This is a genomic window from Collinsella aerofaciens (assembly GCF_039836695.1).
In the GTDB taxonomy this organism is placed as follows: Bacteria; Actinomycetota; Coriobacteriia; order Coriobacteriales; family Coriobacteriaceae; genus Collinsella; species Collinsella aerofaciens_BD.
Map to the genome: position 1 here is coordinate 217,625 of NZ_JBDPAC010000001.1, position 19,831 is coordinate 237,455.

General features: G+C 59.2%; 23 protein-coding genes. 7 read left to right on the forward strand and 16 right to left on the reverse strand.

All coding sequences use genetic code 11. The annotated features are described in order from the left end of the window. The first annotated feature begins 43 nt into the window (after window positions 1-43). The 4 genes from ABG996_RS01070 (at window position 44) to ABG996_RS01085 (ending at window position 2,818) form a co-directional block, all read left to right on the forward strand. On the forward strand, window positions 44-583 hold the full coding sequence (locus ABG996_RS01070; protein ID WP_347478319.1) for a hypothetical protein: 540 nt from the start codon (window positions 44-46) through the stop codon (window positions 581-583). A 259-nt stretch (window positions 584-842) separates the two neighbouring features. Beyond that, entirely contained in the window at window positions 843-1,031 is a 189-nt protein-coding gene (locus ABG996_RS01075; RefSeq protein ID WP_152078921.1) for a type II toxin-antitoxin system HicA family toxin, read from the forward strand. Between the two features lie 26 nt (window positions 1,032-1,057). Continuing rightward, a complete protein-coding gene (locus ABG996_RS01080; RefSeq protein ID WP_346968586.1) occupies window positions 1,058-1,516 on the forward strand; it encodes a type II toxin-antitoxin system HicB family antitoxin in 459 nt (152 codons plus the stop codon). Between the two features lie 141 nt (window positions 1,517-1,657). After that, the gene (locus ABG996_RS01085; RefSeq protein ID WP_347478318.1) at window positions 1,658-2,818 is read left to right on the forward strand and encodes a site-specific integrase; all 1,161 of its coding nucleotides are present in this window, start codon (window positions 1,658-1,660) and stop codon (window positions 2,816-2,818) included. A 282-nt stretch (window positions 2,819-3,100) separates the two neighbouring features. On the opposite strand, the gene ABG996_RS01090 is transcribed toward ABG996_RS01085, so the two are convergent. The 4 genes from ABG996_RS01090 to ABG996_RS01105 form a co-directional block, all read right to left on the reverse strand. Next, window positions 3,101-3,760 (reverse strand): GDSL-type esterase/lipase family protein, encoded by a 660-nt coding sequence (locus ABG996_RS01090; RefSeq protein ID WP_347478317.1) that lies wholly within the window; start codon window positions 3,758-3,760, stop codon window positions 3,101-3,103. 77 nt (window positions 3,761-3,837) lie between these two features. After that, the gene (locus tag ABG996_RS01095) at window positions 3,838-4,974 is read right to left on the reverse strand and encodes a TIGR02452 family protein (RefSeq protein ID WP_347478316.1); all 1,137 of its coding nucleotides are present in this window, start codon (window positions 4,972-4,974) and stop codon (window positions 3,838-3,840) included. A gap of 139 nt (window positions 4,975-5,113) precedes the next feature. Next, a complete protein-coding gene (locus ABG996_RS01100) occupies window positions 5,114-5,809 on the reverse strand; it encodes a Bax inhibitor-1 family protein (protein WP_347478315.1) in 696 nt (231 codons plus the stop codon). 84 nt (window positions 5,810-5,893) lie between these two features. Beyond that, window positions 5,894-6,232: a hypothetical protein gene (locus ABG996_RS01105; RefSeq protein WP_347478314.1), complete on the reverse strand. Its 339-nt coding sequence runs from the start codon at window positions 6,230-6,232 to the stop codon at window positions 5,894-5,896. A gap of 250 nt (window positions 6,233-6,482) precedes the next feature. Here ABG996_RS01105 and ABG996_RS01110 point away from each other — a divergent pair, with 250 nt between their 5' ends. The 3 genes from ABG996_RS01110 to ABG996_RS01120 all read left to right on the forward strand — a co-directional run bounded on the left by ABG996_RS01110 (window position 6,483) and on the right by ABG996_RS01120 (window position 9,033). After that, complete coding sequence (locus tag ABG996_RS01110; protein WP_055309823.1) at window positions 6,483-7,532, forward strand: inorganic phosphate transporter; 1,050 nt, start codon at window positions 6,483-6,485, stop codon at window positions 7,530-7,532. A gap of 66 nt (window positions 7,533-7,598) precedes the next feature. Beyond that, complete coding sequence (locus ABG996_RS01115; RefSeq protein ID WP_055309822.1) at window positions 7,599-8,222, forward strand: DUF47 domain-containing protein; 624 nt, start codon at window positions 7,599-7,601, stop codon at window positions 8,220-8,222. 280 nt (window positions 8,223-8,502) lie between these two features. Then, on the forward strand, window positions 8,503-9,033 hold the full coding sequence (locus ABG996_RS01120) for a nitroreductase family protein (protein ID WP_347493920.1): 531 nt from the start codon (window positions 8,503-8,505) through the stop codon (window positions 9,031-9,033). Between the two features lie 166 nt (window positions 9,034-9,199). On the opposite strand, the gene ABG996_RS01125 is transcribed toward ABG996_RS01120, so the two are convergent. The 12 genes from ABG996_RS01125 to ABG996_RS01180 all read right to left on the reverse strand — a co-directional run bounded on the left by ABG996_RS01125 (window position 9,200) and on the right by ABG996_RS01180 (window position 19,468). Next, window positions 9,200-9,874, reverse strand: coding sequence for a DivIVA domain-containing protein (locus tag ABG996_RS01125; protein WP_006234242.1), 675 nt, complete (start codon window positions 9,872-9,874; stop codon window positions 9,200-9,202). Window positions 9,875-9,935: 61 nt separating this feature from the next. Further along, the gene (locus tag ABG996_RS01130) at window positions 9,936-10,223 is read right to left on the reverse strand and encodes a YggT family protein (RefSeq protein ID WP_328517311.1); all 288 of its coding nucleotides are present in this window, start codon (window positions 10,221-10,223) and stop codon (window positions 9,936-9,938) included. A 15-nt stretch (window positions 10,224-10,238) separates the two neighbouring features. Continuing rightward, on the reverse strand, window positions 10,239-10,961 hold the full coding sequence (locus ABG996_RS01135) for a cell division protein SepF (protein WP_022094497.1): 723 nt from the start codon (window positions 10,959-10,961) through the stop codon (window positions 10,239-10,241). Between the two features lie 60 nt (window positions 10,962-11,021). Beyond that, complete coding sequence (locus tag ABG996_RS01140; RefSeq protein WP_138112193.1) at window positions 11,022-11,759, reverse strand: YggS family pyridoxal phosphate-dependent enzyme; 738 nt, start codon at window positions 11,757-11,759, stop codon at window positions 11,022-11,024. 119 nt (window positions 11,760-11,878) lie between these two features. Continuing rightward, complete coding sequence (locus ABG996_RS01145; RefSeq protein ID WP_347478312.1) at window positions 11,879-12,736, reverse strand: phosphate signaling complex PhoU family protein; 858 nt, start codon at window positions 12,734-12,736, stop codon at window positions 11,879-11,881. A gap of 92 nt (window positions 12,737-12,828) precedes the next feature. After that, complete coding sequence (pstB, locus tag ABG996_RS01150; protein ID WP_347478311.1) at window positions 12,829-13,632, reverse strand: phosphate ABC transporter ATP-binding protein PstB; 804 nt, start codon at window positions 13,630-13,632, stop codon at window positions 12,829-12,831. Between the two features lie 12 nt (window positions 13,633-13,644). Next, window positions 13,645-14,550, reverse strand: coding sequence for a phosphate ABC transporter permease PstA (gene pstA, locus ABG996_RS01155; protein ID WP_347478310.1), 906 nt, complete (start codon window positions 14,548-14,550; stop codon window positions 13,645-13,647). A gap of 3 nt (window positions 14,551-14,553) precedes the next feature. Beyond that, entirely contained in the window at window positions 14,554-15,480 is a 927-nt protein-coding gene (gene pstC, locus ABG996_RS01160; protein ID WP_347478309.1) for a phosphate ABC transporter permease subunit PstC, read from the reverse strand. A gap of 1 nt (window position 15,481) precedes the next feature. After that, complete coding sequence (locus ABG996_RS01165; protein ID WP_055251678.1) at window positions 15,482-16,318, reverse strand: phosphate ABC transporter substrate-binding protein; 837 nt, start codon at window positions 16,316-16,318, stop codon at window positions 15,482-15,484. Beyond that, the gene (locus ABG996_RS01170) at window positions 16,315-17,115 is read right to left on the reverse strand and encodes a purine nucleoside phosphorylase YfiH/LACC1 family protein (RefSeq protein WP_347478308.1); all 801 of its coding nucleotides are present in this window, start codon (window positions 17,113-17,115) and stop codon (window positions 16,315-16,317) included. Before ABG996_RS01170 ends, ABG996_RS01165 begins: the two co-directional genes overlap by 4 nt. Window positions 17,116-17,325: 210 nt before the next feature. Continuing rightward, complete coding sequence (gene ftsZ, locus ABG996_RS01175) at window positions 17,326-18,480, reverse strand: cell division protein FtsZ (protein WP_022094491.1); 1,155 nt, start codon at window positions 18,478-18,480, stop codon at window positions 17,326-17,328. 199 nt (window positions 18,481-18,679) lie between these two features. Next, entirely contained in the window at window positions 18,680-19,468 is a 789-nt protein-coding gene (locus ABG996_RS01180; RefSeq protein WP_347478307.1) for a cell division protein FtsQ/DivIB, read from the reverse strand. Window positions 19,469-19,831: the final 363 nt, after the last annotated feature.

Here is a 19,831-nt window from a genome sequence, read left to right on the forward strand (position 1 = left end):
TAGGCCGCGTTATTCAATTCATTTATGTGAAGGAGTGATAACCATGTCTCAATCATTAGCGGAGACGCACGTGGAGGATCTCATCTATGAGTGCGACTGCATCACTGCGGGAGATTACGGTGAAAGCACCCAAGAACACATCGACGACCTCATGCTGCAGATGGAAGGGTTTTCCTTCTCGCTCATGCGCACGGGATCGTCAGCAATTCCCAGAGACAAGACTTTGGATGGCGTAAAGCGCGCAAAGGGATGGCTCGTGGCAAACATGGCGGCGCTCACGAACAGCGGAAACGGTACGACGGTTAGCTCCAGCAGCGTCTCACAGGCCACGGCGACGGCGGACGTTTCGGTAGAGGTAAGCCAGGCGGTGGCTGAAATCGGCAACGACCCCGTTCTCGACAACGAGACGAAAGCGGCACTCGAGCTGGCGCTGTCACGGGTGCGCATGGCAGCCGAGGCGAAGAACAAGACTGGATTCGCCGAACACGCTGCAAGGGTCATCGACCTTGCAACGAAGAGCGTGGATCTCGTACCCAAGGCGTTGGTGGCCCTCGGTGTGCTCGCGAAGCTCTTCGGCGCCTAGGTTTTTCAGGTTTTTCCGGAAAAACCTCCAACGGGCACACCAAAACACCAGTTACTCCCCCATTTTCGTAACCCCACGAAAATGGGCAGGTGGCTGATTAAATTGTTGCAGAAAGCGCAACGACTGCTGCTAAACAAAGAAGCCCCGGGCGGCGATCTTGGCGGATCCGCTTGGGCAGCATCAAAACTATAAATACTTGCTATTTTACTTGATTGATAACTATCAATTGTTTATAATTTAATTGTCGAAAGGAGGAGAGATGCCCAAGGAGCAGGAGCCCGCGCAGGTGCTCAAGCGGTTCAAGAAGGAGGGTTGGACGCTCTACACCGGCAAGGGCAGCCATGTGGTCGCGCGAAAGGACGGGGTCCAGATCAGCGTGCCCACCTCCAAGAAGGAGATACCGATAGGGACGTACCGAAAAATAGCTAAGACGGCGGGGTGGCTTTAGCCCCGCCCCCTTGGGGGTCGAAAGATATGAAGACATACGTTTACCAGGCGGTGCTCACACCCGACGAGGACGGCGGCTACGACGTGGAGTTTCCCTCACTGCCGGGATGCTTCACCTACGGCGATACGATTGCCGAGGCCGCCGAGCAGTCCGTGGACGCGGCGAGCACCTACGTGGCCGCGCTCATAAAGGACGGTCTTGCCGTGCCTGAGCCCGAGTTCATCGAGCCCGCAGACGGCGGGCTCTCCATGATGGTCGCCTTCTCCACGGACGAGGGGTACATCGTGGAGGGCGAGACGGTCTCGGCGGCCGAAGCCGCGCGCAGGCTCTCCGTCTCCCCCGGCAGGATCACCCACATGCTCGACTCGGGGATCCTTACGGGCTACCGCAAGGGCCGCCGCACCTACGTAACCGTGGAGAGCATAGCGGCCCGCCTGATCGACACGCCACGCTCGGGCAGGCCCAAGCGCCGCACAATCGCGTAGCCGTTAGTCCGTCATAAAAGATGGACTAACGGCAGCAAAAAAGAAACCCCACCGCGCACGGCTGGAACCTTGGCGCGGTGGGGTGACAACAAGGATGCCGGAGTAACACGGAGATAGCTCTGGGCAACCTAGGGACATTATATGACACGCAAGCAGAGGCGCCGCGCGTGGGGCTCAATCACCGAAGCCAAGCGTGGCAAGAAATACATCCTCCGATGGCAAGAGAACACGCCGTGTGGACGCAAGCGCAAAACCAAGACGGTATACGGCACCTATCGCGAGGCATGCACCGAACTCGACCGCATCCACGTCGAGCGTGCCGATGACAAGCCGGTGCCAACTGTCGCCCAGGCATACGGCACATGGCTCGAACCGACCATGGCGGCGCAGGTGGCCGCCGGTACGCTCGCGCCGAACACCCGCAACCTCGTCACAAGGTCGTGGGCGAACTACGTCGGCCCCACATGGGGCTCAATGCCGGTCGACCAGCTGCGCCCCGTGCATCTGCAGGAATGGCTTCTGACTCTCCCCGCGGCGACGGCGGACACCGCCCTACTCACCCTGCGCAAGATTTACGGCACTGTGTCGGGCTTTGTCGTGCTGCCCATCGACCCGTTTGCCGCCACCGTGAAATACACCATGCCCACGCGCAAGACGCGCAAGCGCTCCAAGCGCCTGTACACGCTCGATGAAGCCAAGGACATCCTGGGGCGCCTGCGCGGGACCTCGCTCGAGGCGCCGTTCATCATGGCGTGCTTTGGCTCATGCCGGTCAGGTGAGTCGCTGGGCATCCGCACCGACGAGGTTCTGCCGTTCGCGACGGAATCCACAACGCTCGCAACGGTCGACCTCGTGCGCCAGATGGAGCAAGCGGGCATCGAGCCCACGGCGGACGGCGTACTCAAGACGCGGAAGTCCATACGCACAGTCGTGGTGCTGCCGGATGCCGCCGGGCGCCTGCTCGAAATTGCAGGCGAGCGCCGTGCGGCAGGCTCCGAGTGGCTAGCAGATCGCGGGGACGGACTGCCCATGAACCGAGGGATGTGCAATCATAGATGGAAGAAGTGGTGCGCAGCCGAGGGCATCGAGCACATCCCATGGTCGAACCTCCGCAACTCGTGGCGAACCATCTGCGAGATGGAGCTGCACATGCCCTGGGACCTCATGGAGATGCTCATGGGTCACTCCCTGCCGGGCGTGTCGGGGCGACATTATATTCGCCCCTCCCGTGAGCAGGTGGCGCGTTCCGTTTGCGACGCACGTGGGATAAATTGGGATATTTCCCAACAAACCAGCAGGTAAAACGGGCGCTATTAATAGTGGCAATATTAAGATTTGCAGCCCAAAGCCACCATAAAGGGGACAGGCACCTTTGCGGTGGCTACCACAAACGTCTCGATCTGTAACAGTAACTCGGCAAAATCGACCCTAGATGTTACAGATCGAGACAAACGACCGATATCGACCTAAATAATCTCAATCTGTAACATCTAGCCCGTTTTCGGCCTTACAACTGTTACAGATCAAGACAAACAAACGAATCAAGCCACCGCAAGGATACCTTTGTGGTGGTTTGGGGTCGCGCTACTCACCGAGCATGTCCTGGAGCTTGGCTGCCACGGCGTGCCCCAGGCTCTCGTGGCTTTCGGGCATCATGTGCAGATAATCGATATCGCCCGGCTCGGCAAACTCGGCGGCATTCAAAAAGTCGCAGCCAAACTGCTCGGCCACGTGCGCATAGTACTCGCCAAAATGCTCAGATGCCTCAACGGAATGCTCGTCAAAGTCGGTCATATATACATCGGCGATCTGCGGCTTGATCTTGATAGGAGCCATCAGCAGAATGCGCGGACAAGGCGCGGCGTCGGTCCACGGAAACGCTCGGACGGTGCGAATCAGCGCCATGGCGCCACGGGCGATATCGGAAGCCGTCACGTTAAAGACCGTCTTACAGTCGTTGGTGCCCAGCATAATCACAATGGCGTCCAGCGGCTTATGGGCCTCGAGCAGCATCGGAAGCGCGCGAATGCCGTTGAGGTTAGTGTCCAGATGACACATATCGTCGCGCACCGTCGTGCGGCCGTTAAGCCCCTCCTCAATCACATGCCAGCCCTCGCCCAGGTCACGCTGCGCCACGCCGCACCAGCGCACATCCTGCGCATAGCGCACCGCGGTGCCATCGCGCATACCAGCCGGATCATAGCCATAGGTATTGCTGTCACCAAAGCACAGAACGTTTTTCATCGTAAGCCTCTCCTTTAGTAAAAAGCCGACGGGAGCAGCCCTCCCGCCGGCTCGACCTATCTGTCGGCCCGTACCGATTACAGGTACTTGCGCCAGTCGTCCTCGTCCTCATCGTCCTCGGCGGCAGTCTGGGCCTGTTCGGCGGCGCGAGCAGCCGCAGCGCGTGCGGCAACCTGGGCATAGGACTCCTCGTTGCGCTCGGGGAAGTTTGCCAGCACGTGCTCGAACTTGGCAAAATCCTCATCCCAGCGCGTAGAAGGCACGGCAAAGAACACCTGCTTGACCTTAAAGTCGCCCGATGCGAGCTCCTCGCAGAAGAGCTCTGCCACGGCCTCGGCGTCAAAGCCGTTATTGTCGCAACCCCAAGCACCCAGTACGAGCTTCTCGCGACCCAGCTCGTCGCAAATGGCAAGCGCAAAGCGGATGCGATCGCGCAGAGCGTCAAGCAAGGCATCGTCGCTCACGCGATACTCCTGGCGGGCACGCTTGGCGTTGGGCGCGGCGGCCACGATTACGTCGGCATAGGCGTGCACATGGTTGCGGTCGAAGCGCACGGCGGGCACCACCAGCGCACGATTACGGTACAGCTCGCAGTTGATGTTGCGGCGGCGGTTCTCGCCGTACCACTTGCGCTGCTTGTCGAGCACGTTGTACAGGTACGAATCGGCGCAGAGCGTCGCCTCCTGGCCCAGGTAGCCCTGGATGTAGCCACCGCCAGGGTTGGTGAACGAGGCAAAGGCAAGCACGGCCATATCGCAGAACTGCGCATAGCCGCGGCCGTTATCGAGGATTGCCTGCGTAGCGGAGGCATCAAGCACAGTGACCTCGGGCAGGACCGGAGCAGCCTCCTCCGCGGGCGCGGACTCAGCCTCGTCGGCCGACTCGGTGGACTCGGGTGCCGCCTCGGGCTCGACCGCAGTCTCCACCTCGGCAGTCTCCACCTCAGCGGCCTCAGCAACCTCGACGTCCTCGGCAACCTGCTCCTCGGCAGCCGCAGCCGCCTGGGCCTTGGCCTTCATCGCCGCGACAAAACCGGCAGGCATACCATCGAACTCGCGCACGCCGGCAAGCGAACGCTCGATGTCCTTGGCGCAGGCCTCGGACACAGCCGCCACATGGCGCTCGGCGGCCTTGGCACGCGCCTCGCGCTTGGGATTGGGCTGACCCGCTCGGTTAGACCTACGGTTACGGTTCCTGTTGTCGACATCTGCCATACGTGGCCACCTTTCCTGTCGCTGCCGCTATCGGCTTTTTCCCATCCATGATACCCCGCCACGCACAAAAAAGACGGCCCCGAAGGACCGCCTTTCGTATCGTTTTACCGTGTCCGGCAGGAAACGTCGCAACGCCGCGCTAGTCGCGACGACCGAGAATGTTCAGGATGCGCAGGAACACGTTGATAATGTCCACGAACAGATTGGACGCCATGAGCACCGCATTGGGCAGCGTGGGCGGCACCGTCGTGGCAACATAGGTGTCGTAGCCAATAAACCCGGCGAACACCACGATCACGATCAGATCGGTGATGGACTGCGAGACGCCCATGAACATCAGCACGATCTCGACCAGAATCGTGGCAAGCAGGATGCCAAAGCCGATGCCGTACACACGCTGGAAGAACTTGGGGAAGGTCACGCCCAGCGCACCGAAGACAAAGGTGATAGCAGCGGTGGCGATAAAGGCGGTGTTGATAGTGGGCAGGTCGTAGTTGGCAAGGCCAAACGACGCGGTCAAGCCAAAGGTGCTCGCAAAGATCACGTAACCCACGAGCGACAGACCCACGGACTGCTTGCCCGCAGCAGCCGACATCATGACGATGCCGACAATAGTCAGGATAAACGAGCCAAAGACCAGTGGCAGGGCGGCCCCGCTCATCATCATGCGCGCAAACGACATGGTGCTCGTAAAGTAGGCGCCGGCGCCCATGGCGCAAAAGCCCAAGAAGATCAGGGCAGACATGGCGAGATTGTACGCGCGCGGCGACATCTCCTTGGCGCGGCTTGCGCCGCTCTCGACGGGGCCGTTCTGATAGCCCTGGATATCGTTCATAGGTTCGTCCTTTCAAAAAGTGCCGTGAAAGACGGCGCAGCAGGTGACAAGATTCCTGTCATTGTACCCGAATGCCGTACGTCCTTACCCACGGCGCTCGCCCTCGAGCGTGCGATCAAAGGCCCAGACCCACCAACGCATCACGTGTGCCTGCGAGCCGTCCGCCCGCTCGCGCGTCTGGTCCTCCAGATACAACTCGGTCGCGTGCCCGCCAAAACGCACCTTATAGGTCGCCGTACGAACACCGTGAACCGTTAAGCCAAAGCCCGTGGACGAGACAATCTCGTCAATCGTAAAGCAGCGACCGTCGACCCAGCAGACGGTAACCGGCACGACTTGTCCGCCCGCGAGGATGCGAGCCACGACGTCCACATACTGCTTGTGTACGCGCCGAGTTTTGCCGTCTGTCTGTCGATATTCCATGCCTCCTATTATCGAACGCATGTTTGCATGTTGTAAAGCGAACAGACTGTGGTTTTGGAGTGTCGTAGTAATCGCACGTGTCCGCATGGCGTGTTAGCAAAAAGAACACCCGCGGTCAACAGGGCTAATATTCAATTTTAGTGCCAAAAAGTTCACTTCTCCCATCAGAACTCGGTAAAGAGACCCGCAGGAGGTGATACGATTTATCATGTTTTTGTAACGTGTCTGCAAACTTCGAGAAAGCCCATATATGGACGTAACGTTCTCAACCTTCCTCGGCCAAATTGTGTCGAACCCAGTCCTTGCCGTCACCGTGATCCTCGCGTTGGGCGCCATCTTCGTCAATGGATGGACCGACGCGCCCAACGCCATCGCGACCTGCGTCACTACGCGTTGCATGCCCGCCCGCGCCGCCATTCTCATGAGCGCCGCATTCAACTTCCTCGGCGTGCTCATCATGACGCACTTTAACGCGAGCGTCGCCAACACCATCTCACATATCGTCGACTTTGGCGGAAACAGCACCATGGCGCTCGCGTGCCTCTGCGCGGCGCTGTTCTCCATCGTCGTCTACGGCGCCACAGCGTCGCGTTTTGGTATCCCCACCTCGCAAAGCCACAGCCTTATCGCCGGCCTGACCGGTGCCGCTATCGCCCTCGGCGGCGCGAGCAGCGTCAACGTCCACGAATGGATGAAGGTCATCTACGGCCTGGCGCTCTCCATCGGTCTGGGCTTTGTCATGGGCTGGATCCTGTGCAAACTCGTCTCGATTCTGTTTGCCGCCGCCAACAGGCGACGTGCCAACGTCTTCTTTAAATACGCTCAGATCGCGAGTGCCGCGGCCATGAGCTTTATGCACGGCGCGCAGGATGGACAGAAGTTCATCGGCGTGCTCTTTTTAGGCGTGGCCTTCGCCAGCGGCCAGACGAGCGTCGGCGATGCCGGCATCCCCATCTGGATTATGCTGCTGTGCTCGGCAACCATGGGCATCGGCACCAGCGTGGGCGGCGAGCGCATCATCAAGTCCGTCGGCCAGAGCATGGTTAAGCTCGAGAAGTATCAGGGCTTCTCTGCCGACCTCGCAGGCGCCGCGAACCTGCTGCTTGCCACCCTTACCGGCATCCCCGTGTCCTCCACGCACATCAAGACCTGCGCCATTATGGGCGTCGGTGCCGTCAAGCGCCTCTCGGCCATCAACTTCGGCGTCGTCAAGGACATGATGTTCACCTGGTTCTTCACCTTCCCTGCCTGCGGACTCATCAGCTTTGTCATGGCCAAGTTGTTCATGATGTTCCTCTAGTCAAACCGAACGTCCATCCGGACTGCATTACCTCGCCCGCCCATCTTCACCTCGAAAGGACCACTCATGGCAAAGAAACCCGATTCGTTCTACTTTGACAACTACGTCGCCTGCGCCGACCTCGCCGTCCAGGCCGCAGAGCTGCTCACCAAGATTTTTGAGAACTTTGACCCCGCGCAGATCCACGACATGCTCGATAAGATGCATGCGATTGAGCATGCGGCAGACAAGAAGCACCACGAGCTCGAAGACGCCCTGCTCACCGCCTTTATCACCCCGCTCGAGCGCGAGGATCTGGATCTGATGAGCTGCTCACTCGACACCGTGCTCGACCGCATCGAGGGCGTCGTGCAGCGCGTCTACTTCACCAACATCCAGAGCATCCATCCCGACGCCATCGTCATCGCCCACAAGGTGACCGACGCTTGCCGCGCCATGAAGGACCTGATGGTCGAGTTGCCTAACTACCGCAAGTCCAAAACGCTGCGCGAGCTCGTCATCCAGATCAACACCATCGAGTCCGAGGCCGACGAGCTCTACATCAACGCCATGCGCAACCTGCACGTTAACGGCAAGGACCCGCTCGAGGTCATCGCCTGGCGTGACGTGTACGCCTTCCTGGAGTACTGCGCCGACTGCTGCGAGAATGTGGCCGATGTCGTGGATTCGATTGTCATGAAGAACAGTTAATTGGGGGTACGTGTCCCGGCGGCGAAGGGCCGGCCGCGGTTTGCTTTCTCACTCCGGCTGCTTTGCAGAGTCGTTCGAAAGTAAACCGCGGCCGGCCCTTCGCCTTACGTACCACCATTGGGAACTTTGGCTGATACTTTGAAAGCGATGGGGCTTTTGTTGGCAGGGCCTTTGAGCCCGATGGGGAACTTTGGGACCGCCTTAAACGTTTGGGTGGATGGGGCTTTGGGTACCCTTTGGTTTACTTTGGATTGATTTGCTGACTTTGGAGGGTTTGGTTATGGGATATTTGGATCTGGCTCGGGCTCGGTATTCTTGTCGTGAGTTTGAAGATCGGGCTGTAGAGCAAGCTGTTGTGGATGCCATTGTTGAGGCTGGGCGTATTGCTCCTTCTGCTTGTAATAACCATCCAACCCGTGTGATGGTGTTGGATACGCCTGAGCTTCTGGAGAAGGCTGCTGCTTGTCAGCCTCGGTTTGCTCGTGATGGGTCTATCTTTGGGGCTCCGCTTGTTTTCCTTATTTGCAGCGTTACCGATGATGCTTGGGTGCGCCCGTATGACCAGATGAATTCCAGTGAAATCGATACGTCCATCGTGTGTGATCAGATGATGATGGAGGCCACCGAGCAGGGTCTGGGAACGTGCTGGGTATGCCATTTTAAGCCTGAGGTGGCACAGGAGCGGTTCAACCTGCCCGAGGGCGTCTACCCCTATCACATGCTCGTCTGTGGCTATCCTGCCGACCACATCGCCGATCCCGAGCATCGCGAGGCCCGCACCATTCCCCTCTCCGACTTCCTCCTCAAGTAGATTTTTGGGACATGCCTTAAAACCTACCCTTGACCGTTCATCCGTTCGCCGAGTTCTGCGCCACTATGTGCAGGGCTCGGTTTTTATGTTACGCACCCCGGCACAGTCATAAAAAAGGACCCGCAAGCTGCGGGTCCTTTCTAGGCACTAAATTGTAGGCCGAATGTTAGTCCAGGTCGTCGGCAGCAAAGTTGTCGATCGGGGCGAAGGGATCGGCCACGGGGACAACCGGGTCAGCGACGGGCAGCGGCTCGGCGGGAACAGTCACTGCAGGAGAAGCGGCAGAACCGACCGGTGTGGAGGCCATGAGGTCGGCCGGGAAGGAGTTCTGGGCATCGTCCATGAAGTGCTGGATGAGCTTAAGATACTCGGCCTTGAACTCCTCACGGGAAGCCTTGAGACGATCGATCTCCTCGAGCTCGGCCTGCTTCTCGGTCAGAGCCTGGCGGATAACCTCGCGGGCCTTGGCGTCAGCCTCATTGCGGATACGCTCAGCGTTCTCGTTGGCATCGTTAACGATGGTCTCAGCGGTCTGCTGGGCAGCGATCAGGGCAGCGGAAATCTGGCGCTCCTGAGCGGAGAAGTCAGGGGCGGGAGCAGCCACGGGGGCGGCAGGAACGGCCTGGGCGGTGGCATCCTGAGCCTGGGCAAGCTGAGCCTGCGCATCGGCAAGCTGCTGCTCGGTAGCAGTCAGACGACCCTTAAGGTCGACGATCTTAGCGAGCATAGCGTCGACCTCGGAGGACAGCGTCTCCAAGAAGACGTCGACCTCAGCAGGATCGTAGCCACGCTTGGCCTCAGAGAAAGTCTGAGCCTGGATGTCTGCAGGGGTAATAGCCATAACAAGTCTCCTTTTTCATCGCCTCGGCGCTACACGCCCGACGTAAGTTACTAAGTCAGTTCTACACGAGTATACCTATAAGAAGCTGCAGAACCAGCCTCTGCACCAACTGCAACGCAATAATCGCAACGACCGGCGAAAAATCGATACCGCCCATCGGCGGGATGAAACGACGGAACAGGTTGAGCCACGGACCGCACACGCTATCAAGCACCGCGGCAATATCCTGAAGCAAACCACCCTGCTTCATGGGAATCCACGTCATAAAGCAGTAGACGACAATGAGCGTGGAATAGAAGTTGAACAGCGTGTTGACCAGCTGGACGACAGTGTAGATGTTGATGGGAATCTCCTCGTCTTGTCTTTACTTAAGGTAGCCGTCGGCACGAAGCTTCTTGAGATCGGAATCTTTGACCTCGCAACCGGCGGGCAGCACCATGAACACGCGGTCGCCCACCTCCTTGACCGTGGCACCCAGACCGCAGGCAAAGCCGTAAGAGAAGTCCAAGACGCGCTTGGCAACTTCGGTGCGTACGCCCACAAAAATCAGTGCGACAGGCTGCTTGGTGCGAACGCGGCGCACCACGGTCTCCACGTCGTCATAGCTCTCGGGGCGCAGGACATAGGCCGGCAGCTGCGGTGTGGCGTTGATGATATTGCTCGCATAGGCCGAGGCATCGCTCGGTGCAGGCGCGGGCGCAGCGGCGGCACGGGCGCGGGTGTTCTCGGCGTAGCTCGACGGCGTGTCATAGGCACCAGGACGATAACCGCTCGCAACACTGTCCTGCGAGCGCGAAGGCGGGTTATACGTCGTGGCATGGCGAGAGTCATCGCCGACCAGCTGTCCGGAGCGTGTATACACGGCAACCGACTCAGCTTCACCACGGCGCGTCTGACCAAGCAGGCCGTTGCTCGGCTCGTCTTGGGTGTAGAAGCCCTCGCCCGAAGCACCGCTGTAGCCGTTGCCCTGATAGCCATCGTCATAGCCATCATCGTAGCCGTAGTCGTCGTCCTGGCCATAACCCTGGTCGTAACCCTGCTGGCCGCCCAGGTGCATCTTATTTTTAATCTCGTCAAGGAAGCCCATGGTTGTGTCCTCTCGCGGTTTAGTGCAGGCGCCCCGATAATCAGTGCACACTTCAGAGCCTTATTTTACTGCAAACTCCGGGCTAAATACTACCCTGCCCAGGCGAACGAGCGTAGAGCCCTCCTCAAGGGCAGGCTCAAAGTCCTCGCTCATACCGCAGGAAAGCTCAGGCAGGTTCAAATCGGGATGCGCCGCCTCCAGCTCATCCCTCAGCTCACGAAGCCCCGCAAAGGTGCGGCGTGCCACATCCTTATTCCCCCGGGGCGCCATAGTCATAAGCCCCTGTACGCAAATTCCCTCAAGTTCCGCAAGCTCACCCGCGGCGGCGCGAATCTCATCGGGCGAAAAGCCTCCCTTCGACTCCTCACCACTCACATTGACCTCAATGAGCACACGCTGGGGGCCGGCGAGCTCGCCTGCCTCAATCTTGCGGGCAGCACGGCTCGAGATCGCCTGCGCCAGATGCAGCGAACCCACCGAGTGAATCAGCTCGGCTGAGCCCAGCACCGCATTGATCTTATTGGTCTGCAGGTTGCCGATCATATCGAAGCGCACCTCGGGCAGCTCCGGATGCTCCGCCAGACCCGTGAGCTTGCGAACCAGCTCCTGCGGGCGATTCTCGGCAAAATGGCGATACCCCGCCTGGATGGCGGCAACGGTCTCATCGACACCAACGGTCTTGGACACGGCAATGAGGCGCGCGGCGTCGTGGGGACGGCCTGCGCGATCGAGCGCCGCATAAAAACGTTCCAGAATCTGCTCGCGGCGAGCGCGCATCAAGTCCAAATAGTTATCCATTGCTAATCGCCTCCGCTGACAGCCAAACAAGTAGTCCCATGCTAACGCAAGAGCGCGGCCCCGCATGTGCAAGGCCGCGCTCACTTAGGTATTTACAATCTTTCGACGAACGGGGTTGCTTACTCCTCGTCGTCCTCGCCATCGTCCTCATCCTCAAGATGATCGAGCAGGTAGCGAAGACCCTCGCTGACCTCGTTAGCGGGCACCTTGGCAACGTAGCGAGCGTCGACGGCGGGCCTCATGATAACACCCTCGCCCGAAGGCACGCGCATGCTCTCGAGCTCATCCTCATCAGTGCGGGCGATATCGCCGGCATTCATGCGCTGACCAGTCAACAGGAAGGTCAGACGGCAGGCGGCATCGATGGAAATCGAGGCGATGCGATCGAGGTAGCGCGAAACCATGATGGCGCGGCGCAGGTCGTCATAGTTGCTGTCGTCGTCCATAAAGTCGCCCGCATCCATACGGTTAAAGGTGCGGAAGAACTTCTCGTAGGCGGCGTGCACTGGCTCGTCCTCGACGGCCAAGTTGCAAATGATGGACATGTCATTGGTGACGAGCGCAGAAAGCGAAGAGCCCAGCACCTGGTAGACGGCCTCAGCCTCGGCCTCGACCGTGCCGACAAGCTCCTTGGGCAGCGAGATGTCAGCCTTGATCATATGACGCGTGGCGCGGCAGATCTGACGGACCTTATCGGTCATGCGCTGCAGGTTAAAGTCGACGTAGATGATCGTCTGAAGCAGGCGGAAGTCGGAGGCGACCGGTGACTGCGTGGCGATCAGGTTGTAGCAGACGGCCTCCAGGTTGGCGCAGCGCGCGTCAATCGAAAGCGTGCGCTTCTTGGTCTTGGTGGCGAGCTTGCGGTCGTCGGTCACATAGGCCTTCACGGCATCGTGGAGGGCCAGATCGACGGCCTCATAGATGCTCAGCATCTCGTGACGGGCCTCGACGAGCTGACGGGAAAACAGTTTGCGCATGGTTCACTCCAATCAGTTGGGTGCGGTCATGCCGCCCGCACAGTAAATACACACCGGACCAGGTCCGATCAGCTTGGGACTAGTCGCACCGATCAGCCAAAGCGGCCGGTGATATAGTCTTCCGTCCGCGAGTCCACCGGACTGGTGAAGATCGCGTCGGTTTGACCATACTCGATGAGCGTGGCGGACTCGCCGGCAACTTCCTGCAAGAAGAATGCGGTGTAGTCGCTAATACGAGCTGCCTGCTGCATTGAATGCGTGACGATGATGATCGTCATCTCGGGCGCCAGCTCGGCCATCAGATCCTCGACCTTAGAGACAGACGTGGGGTCGATGGCGGAGCAGGGCTCGTCCATCAGAAGGACATCGGGTTGCACCGCAAGCACGCGCGCGATGCACAGACGCTGCTGCTGACCGCCCGAGAGCGCCAAACCATCCTTGTTGAGCTGATTGGATACCTCTTTCCAGAGGTTGGCGCGCTTGAGCGATTCTTCCACGATGTCATCGAGGTCACTTTTGCTAGTCACGCCCTGCAGACGAGGGCCAAAGGCGACATTCTCGTAGATGGATTTAGGAAACGGGTTTGGCTGCTGAAAGATCATGCCCACGCGACGACGGAGATCGACCGGGTCGACACCCTCGGCATAGATATCGTTGCCGTCGAGCGTCATGGTGCCCTCGACGCGCGTGCCCTCGATCAGGTCATTCATGCGGTTGATGCAGCGCAAAAACGTCGACTTACCGCAGCCCGAAGGGCCAATGAAGGAGGTGATGGCGTTTTTGGCGATGTTGAGGTCAAGCCCCGTCAGCGCATGAAAGTCACCGTACCAAAAGTTGAAATCCTTGGCCGTAATGGCCGCTTGCTCCAGCGTGGGAGCGGACTGATAAACGGACATGGGACTCCTTAACTAGCGACGCCTGCGCGACAGGAAGCGCGCAAACAGGTTGAAGGCCAGAATGATCACCATCAGCAAGAGCGCGGTGCCGTAGGCTGCGTTCATGTTGATGCCGTCGTTGGCAAGCAGGTACAGGTGAACCGTCATGGGGCGGCCGGAATCGAGCGGCGAAATAGGTAGATTGATGGCCTGGCCCATGGTGTAGAGCACCACCGCGGTCTCGCCGATGGCACGGCCGATGGCAAGGACGATACCGGTGGCGATGCGACCAAAGGCAGAAGGAAGCACGATCTTGGAGACAACCTGCCACTTGGTAGCGCCCAGGCCGTACGCGCCCCAACGGATATAGCGCGGAACGGCGCGAATGGCCTCTTCGGTGGTGCGCATGACGATGGGAAGCATCAAGAGCGCGAGTGCCAGAGCGGCCGAGACCATCGAAAGGCCCAGGCCCATGGCCTCGACAAACAAGGCGTAGCCAAACAGACCCATAACGATGGAGGGCACCGAGGCCAAAGCGTCGGCAGCGTAGCGAATGAGCTCGACGACCTTGCCCTGCTTGGCGTACTCGGCCAGATAGACGGCTGCCAGCACAGCGATCGGCGTGCAGATAAGCATGGCGAGCGCCGTCACATAGACGGTCGAGACGATCGTGGGCCAAATTCCGCCCTCGGCGTTGACGCCCTGGGGCCAACCGAAGATAAAGTCGAGCGAGATATGTGGCAGGCCGTTAATGACCACGTAGGCGATGATAGCGACCAGCACCAGCGTGGTGATGTAGGCAGCGGCACGAAACACGCCAAGCATGATCTTGTTGGACAGGTCTTTGTTGATGCGGCCCTTCTTGCCGTGGGAAAGGGCACGCTTAATGCGCTCGCGCGACGAGGTCGTATCGACCGTCGTGTCAACGAAATCGGACATAGCCTACCCCCTCTTCTTCTTGGAAATCAGACGGACAATGCCCACCAGCGCGGCGGAGATGATAAACAGGACCACGCCCATGCCAAAGAGCGCCGAGCGGTGCAAGCCCGAGGAGTAGCTCATGTCGAGCGCAATCTGGCTCGTGAGCGTCGAGATGGGGCTCGCGATGCTATCGGGAATGACCGGAGCATTGCCCACGACCATGAGCACGGCCATAGTCTCGCCGATGGCGCGCCCCATGCCCAAAACGATGGCGTCCACAATACCCAGCTTCGCGGCAGGTAGCACGACCTTATAGATGGTCTGCCACTTGGTGGCGCCCATGGCATACGATGCCTCGCGAATGCCCATGGGAATGGAATTGAGAGCATCGATGGTGAGCGTGGTGATGGTAGGGACGATCATGATGGCGAGCACAAACCACGCCGTCAGCGCACCAAAACCAAGGCCGCCGGTCAGTTGTGCGATAAACGGGCGGATGATGATCATGCCAAAGAAGCCGTAGATGATGGAGGGTATGCCCGCCAGCAGGTCAACGGCGGGGCTGATGAGCTTGCGCACGCGCTTGCTGGCAATCTCGACCAGGTAAACGGCCGTACCCACGCCCAGCGGCACGCCCATGGCGAGCGCACCGACGGTCACCAGACCCGAGCCGGCAAGCAGCGACAAGATGCCGTAGTGGCCCTCGGAAGGCGCCCACGTAAAGCTAAAGAAGTCCGCCAGACCGATGTCAGTAAAGACGGGAAGCGCCGAGTACGTGGTAAAGACAAAAATCAGGATGACGGTAACGACCGCCAAGAACGCGCAGGCAATGAAGATCCACTGCAGCGCCTTCTCCTTGATATAGGTACTGCGCGATACGAGCGCCAGCTCGCGCTTCTTGGGCGTCTGAACATTCTGCTCAGTCTGGGAGTTTTCCTGTGCTTCCATGCTACTCACTCCCCTTCTCGTCGTTGGTGACGGGAATAAAGCCCGCCTCGCGAATCTGCTTGTCCATCTTTTCGGACGTCACATAGTCGATATAATCCTGCGCCTGCTGCGAAGGCGCACCCTTCACAAAGAAGTAAAGGTCGCGTGAGATGGGATAGCCGCCGCTCGCGACCGTCTTCTCGGACGCCTCAACATGATTGACCGAGACGGCCTTGACCGAGGTCTTGGCGTTGAGGCTATCGACGAAGCCCAGCGAAATGTAGCCAATGGCACCGCGCGAACGAGATACCACGTCGCGCACCTGGCCCGTGCCCGAAAGAACGGCCGAGCGGCGATCGAACGGGGTGCCGTCCATCACGATGGTGCGGAAGGCCTCACGCGTGCCGGACGCCTCATCTCGATTGATGACCTGGATCCTCAGGTCCTCGCCACCGACTTCTTTCCAGTTGGTGATCTTGCCGGCGTAAATATCGCGGAGCTGCTCGGTCGAGAGGTTATCGACCGGGTTATCGTCGTTCACGATGACCGCGATACCGTCGTGGGCAATGACGATGGGAGTCAGGCCCAGATCCTGTTCGTCGGCATTGAGTCCACGGGAGGAGCTGGCGATATCGGCTGTGCCGGCGCTGACGGCCTCGATGCCAGCGGAAGAACCCAAACCGGAAACGAGCACGTCGATGCCGGTCTCCTCCTTAAAGCCCTCGGCCGCAATCTCGGCGATAGGAAGGCAGGTCGTGGAGCCGGCGACGGTAATGGAAGAGGTAGAAGATCCCGAAGAACAGGCGCACAGCGTAAGCGTAAGCACAGCGGCGCTCAGGACCGATACGATCTTTCTCATAGCATCACGCCGATCGCAGCATGGCGCCCACAGGTGCCGTCCTCGTTACGGTAGGAATAAAAGCGGTCGTTCTGACGCACAGTCGAAAGCTGGGTATCCACGATATTATCCGCGTCGACACCGACATCTACCAGCGCCTCGCGAATGGCAGCGGAAAGATCGAGCATGTGAGAGGCACTCGCATCGATGCAAGAGAACTCGGCGGCAAAGCGATCCATGAGTTCCTGGGATACCTCATATTCGTCACCCAAGATATGGGGGCCGATATAGGCGGAAACGTTGCTCGCATCGCAGCCGGCAGCATCGCAAAGCGCCTGGCACGCCTTGGCAGAAATACGTGCAATCGTGCCCTTCCAACCGGAGTGCACCACGGCAAATCCGCCAGGGGCCACCAGCACCACGGGAACGCAGTCGGCAAAGCAGAGCAGCACGGGCACGTTATGCGCCGTGCAGACGATGGCATCACAGCCCTCGGCAATCTGCTCGCGAACGTCCTCAAGGTCATCGGCGCCGTTCGAGGTCACCGCAACGATATGATCACCATGGACCTGATTGGGAACGAGCAGGTTGTGTTCGCACTCGGCGGCACCCATAGCCTCGAGCGCACGACGACGATTTTCTTGAACAGCAAAGGGGTCATCGCCAACATGCGAGCCCAAGTTGAGTGAGGAGTACGCATCTTCGGAAACGCCACCGGCGCGCTCGGTGAAGGCAAAGCGAACATCGGATGTCGCGCCCTCCACCAACGTAACTCCATCATGGTCGACACGCGAAACTTTGTCCGCACGTGCTGCCATACTAAAGCCTCCTAATAACACAAGTACCGCGGCATCGCCGCTACAGCCCGCGTTTATACGGCTGTCATACTTCTCTAAAAGGATACCTGCTGCGCTGGAGGCAATCGTAAAGGGAACGTAAAGAGATTGGAGGTTCTAGTTTACAAAGTCGAAATAAAAAGGGCGCGTCCATACGGACACGCCCCTGTGCACAACAATGCAAAGAACGACTTAGAAGCTACCGCGCTTCAGGAAGTCGGGAAGCTCGAACTGATCGTTGCCGAAGTTAGGAAGCTCGGTGCCACCGACGTTGCGGGTCGGAGCGGCCTGAGCCGGGCTCGTGGCAGGAGCGGTGCGCTGCGGCTCAGCGGAGGCAGCGGCCTTGCTCTGAGACTGCTGAGCAGCAAAGAGCTCGTCCTGACGGTTGACGTTGGAGTCGGAGAAGCCCGTAGCGATGACGGTGATACGCACCTGATCGCCCAGGGACTCGTCGACAACGGTACCGAAGATGATGTTGGCCTCGGGGTCGACGGCGTTGGCGACAACGTCGGCGGCGTCGCTAATCTCCTGGATGCCCAGGTCCTTGGAACCGGCGATGGAGAGCAGCACGCGCGTGGCGCCATCGATGGAGCTCTCGAGCAGCGGGCTGGAGATGGCCTGCTGGGCAGCGTCGACGGCACGGGTATCCCCAGAAGAGGTACCGATACCCATCATGGCGGTACCGGCCTGCTTCATGATGGTCTTAACATCGGCGAAGTCCAAGTTGATGATACCGGGGACGGTGATGAGGTCGGTGATGCCCTGGGTGCCCTGGGAAAGGACGCCATCGGCAATCGCGAAGGCCTCGAGCATGGTGGTCTTCTTCTCGGCGATGTCGAGCAGCTTATCGTTGGGGATGACGATCATGGTATCGACGCAATCGGAGAGGGTCTTGATGCCCTCCTCGGCGCTCTTCTTGCGCTTGCGGCCCTCGAAGGTGAAGGGCTTGGTCACGACGGCGACGGTCAGTGCGCCGACCTCGTTCATCGCGATATCGGCAACGATAGGAGCAGCGCCGGTACCGGTGCCACCGCCCTCGCCGCAGGTGATGAACACCATATCGGCGCCAGCGAGCGCCTCGGCAATGTCGTCGCGGGACTCATCGGCAGCCTTGCGGCCAACCTCGGGGTTGGCGCCGGCGCCCAGGCCGCGGGTAAGGTCGGTGCCGATGTGCACCTTGATATCGGCATCAGAGATCGCGAGTGCCTGAGCATCGGTGTTGATGGCAACAAACTCGACGCCGCGGATGCCCTCTTCGATCATTCGATTGACCGCGTTGGTACCGCCGCCGCCGACGCCGACCACCTTAATGACGGCAAGGTAGTTGTTGATCTCTGTCTCGTGCATGTCGGTCCTCCGAACAAAGGTTATAGCCATAGCATGGGTCGACCCCTGCGCACATTAACCTTCAGGTTGAAAGTAAATGCAAAGGTAAACCGTATTATGGTTGCACATTATGAACGTATCAGTCAAATAATTGACCGTGAAAACCAAACAAACCAGATAAACGGCGTGGTATGGCCCCTCAACAAAGCATCAACCAGCGCTACGAGGTCGGAGCATTCCTAAATGTGTAGTTACCCGGAGAGCGCACATTGATATACGTTACGCCCTCTACCTGCGAAAGCAACTTGGTGACTACGCGTTCCTTCTTGACGATATCGTCCGAATCGCCCAGCGACACTTCAATGCCGTTATTGAGGTTTGCCGAGATGGCTTCGACCGAAGGCGTGGAAATATCCTTGACTTGTCCCAAGAACTCGCTCGAAAAACCACGCACATAATCCAACCCAGCCTTAACGGCCTTGGAGCTCACTGCCTGGCCGGAAACCGGAGCGACATCCGCCGAGACATCAGTCAACAACACCGCGCCATAGTGCTTAGCGAGCGCAAGTGCGGCATCAATGCCGGTCAGGGTATTTGAGCCCTGCCCTGTCGTGATGACGTTGCCCTGGTCGTCAACTTCGACCGACGTCGACAGCGGGGCGATCCAGGTGTCATCATCCCCGATGGCCCAGGCAAGGTCATCGGAGCTGATATAGGCAATTGCGATGACCTTGCGCTCCATCGGCGTAATGATGAGCGTATGCGGGAACTGACGCTGGACATCCACGCCCGAGACCCACGGGTTCTGCTTGAGATCCTCGGTAATCTGGTCGGGATCGACGTTAAAAAGCGACGTTCCCTCGGGCAAATCGATCAGCTGGATAGCATCGTGCTTCGTCACATGCTCGCTGCCTTGAATCTGAATATCAGTGGCGGTAAACAATCCAGAGTTGATCACCACGACGGCAACGACGACGAGCACGGCCAAGGCGGCCAGAACTCCGCCCACGATTTTGCCTTTGCCTGCAACGACAGAAGCGGCGTCTGATGTTTTATTTGCCATCGCCCCAAGTGAAGACAACGGGTTTACGCCTTTTTTACTCAAAGGCTTCTTGGCGGTAGGCGGCACCGATGTCAGCGAGCGCGGTTTCGATGCGCCCAGTGTGCGACCTGGACGCGCCGCTTTAGTTCCCGTCGAGGGCTTAGGAGTTGCCATGGGGCGGGCAGGCTTGGCGCCCATAACAGGCTTTGACGTCACCGAGGGACGCGAGGACTTTTTTGCAGCCGGACGATTACCGAGCTGCGAGCCGACGACCGGACGACTGGTCTGTCGAGCATGCCCGACAGGCTTAGAGTGCGCGACGGTATTGCG

Bases quoted from the DNA above. Each gene is read 5' to 3' on its own strand.
- ABG996_RS01165 (WP_055251678.1), bottom strand. From the start codon at position 16,318: ATGAGAAAGATCGTATCGGTCCTGAGCGCCGCTGTGCTTACGCTTACG.
- ABG996_RS01080 (WP_346968586.1), top strand. From the start codon at position 1,058: ATGAAGACATACGTTTACCAGGCGGTGCTCACACCCGACGAGGACGGC.
- ABG996_RS01120 (WP_347493920.1), top strand. From the start codon at position 8,503: ATGGGATATTTGGATCTGGCTCGGGCTCGGTATTCTTGTCGTGAGTTT.
- pstA (WP_347478310.1), bottom strand. From the start codon at position 14,550: ATGTCCGATTTCGTTGACACGACGGTCGATACGACCTCGTCGCGCGAG.
- ABG996_RS01090 (WP_347478317.1), bottom strand. From the start codon at position 3,760: ATGAAAAACGTTCTGTGCTTTGGTGACAGCAATACCTATGGCTATGAT.
- ABG996_RS01140 (WP_138112193.1), bottom strand. From the start codon at position 11,759: ATGGATAACTATTTGGACTTGATGCGCGCTCGCCGCGAGCAGATTCTG.
- ABG996_RS01095 (WP_347478316.1), bottom strand. From the start codon at position 4,974: ATGGCAGATGTCGACAACAGGAACCGTAACCGTAGGTCTAACCGAGCG.
- pstB (WP_347478311.1), bottom strand. From the start codon at position 13,632: ATGTCCGTTTATCAGTCCGCTCCCACGCTGGAGCAAGCGGCCATTACG.
- ABG996_RS01110 (WP_055309823.1), top strand. From the start codon at position 6,483: ATGGACGTAACGTTCTCAACCTTCCTCGGCCAAATTGTGTCGAACCCA.
- ABG996_RS01075 (WP_152078921.1), top strand. From the start codon at position 843: ATGCCCAAGGAGCAGGAGCCCGCGCAGGTGCTCAAGCGGTTCAAGAAG.
- ABG996_RS01145 (WP_347478312.1), bottom strand. From the start codon at position 12,736: ATGCGCAAACTGTTTTCCCGTCAGCTCGTCGAGGCCCGTCACGAGATG.
- ABG996_RS01100 (WP_347478315.1), bottom strand. From the start codon at position 5,809: ATGAACGATATCCAGGGCTATCAGAACGGCCCCGTCGAGAGCGGCGCA.
- ABG996_RS01135 (WP_022094497.1), bottom strand. From the start codon at position 10,961: ATGGGCTTCCTTGACGAGATTAAAAATAAGATGCACCTGGGCGGCCAG.
- ABG996_RS01105 (WP_347478314.1), bottom strand. From the start codon at position 6,232: ATGGAATATCGACAGACAGACGGCAAAACTCGGCGCGTACACAAGCAG.
- ABG996_RS01115 (WP_055309822.1), top strand. From the start codon at position 7,599: ATGGCAAAGAAACCCGATTCGTTCTACTTTGACAACTACGTCGCCTGC.
- pstC (WP_347478309.1), bottom strand. From the start codon at position 15,480: ATGGAAGCACAGGAAAACTCCCAGACTGAGCAGAATGTTCAGACGCCC.
- ABG996_RS01125 (WP_006234242.1), bottom strand. From the start codon at position 9,874: ATGGCTATTACCCCTGCAGACATCCAGGCTCAGACTTTCTCTGAGGCC.
- ftsZ (WP_022094491.1), bottom strand. From the start codon at position 18,480: ATGCACGAGACAGAGATCAACAACTACCTTGCCGTCATTAAGGTGGTC.
- ABG996_RS01085 (WP_347478318.1), top strand. From the start codon at position 1,658: ATGACACGCAAGCAGAGGCGCCGCGCGTGGGGCTCAATCACCGAAGCC.
- ABG996_RS01170 (WP_347478308.1), bottom strand. From the start codon at position 17,115: ATGGCAGCACGTGCGGACAAAGTTTCGCGTGTCGACCATGATGGAGTT.
- ABG996_RS01070 (WP_347478319.1), top strand. From the start codon at position 44: ATGTCTCAATCATTAGCGGAGACGCACGTGGAGGATCTCATCTATGAG.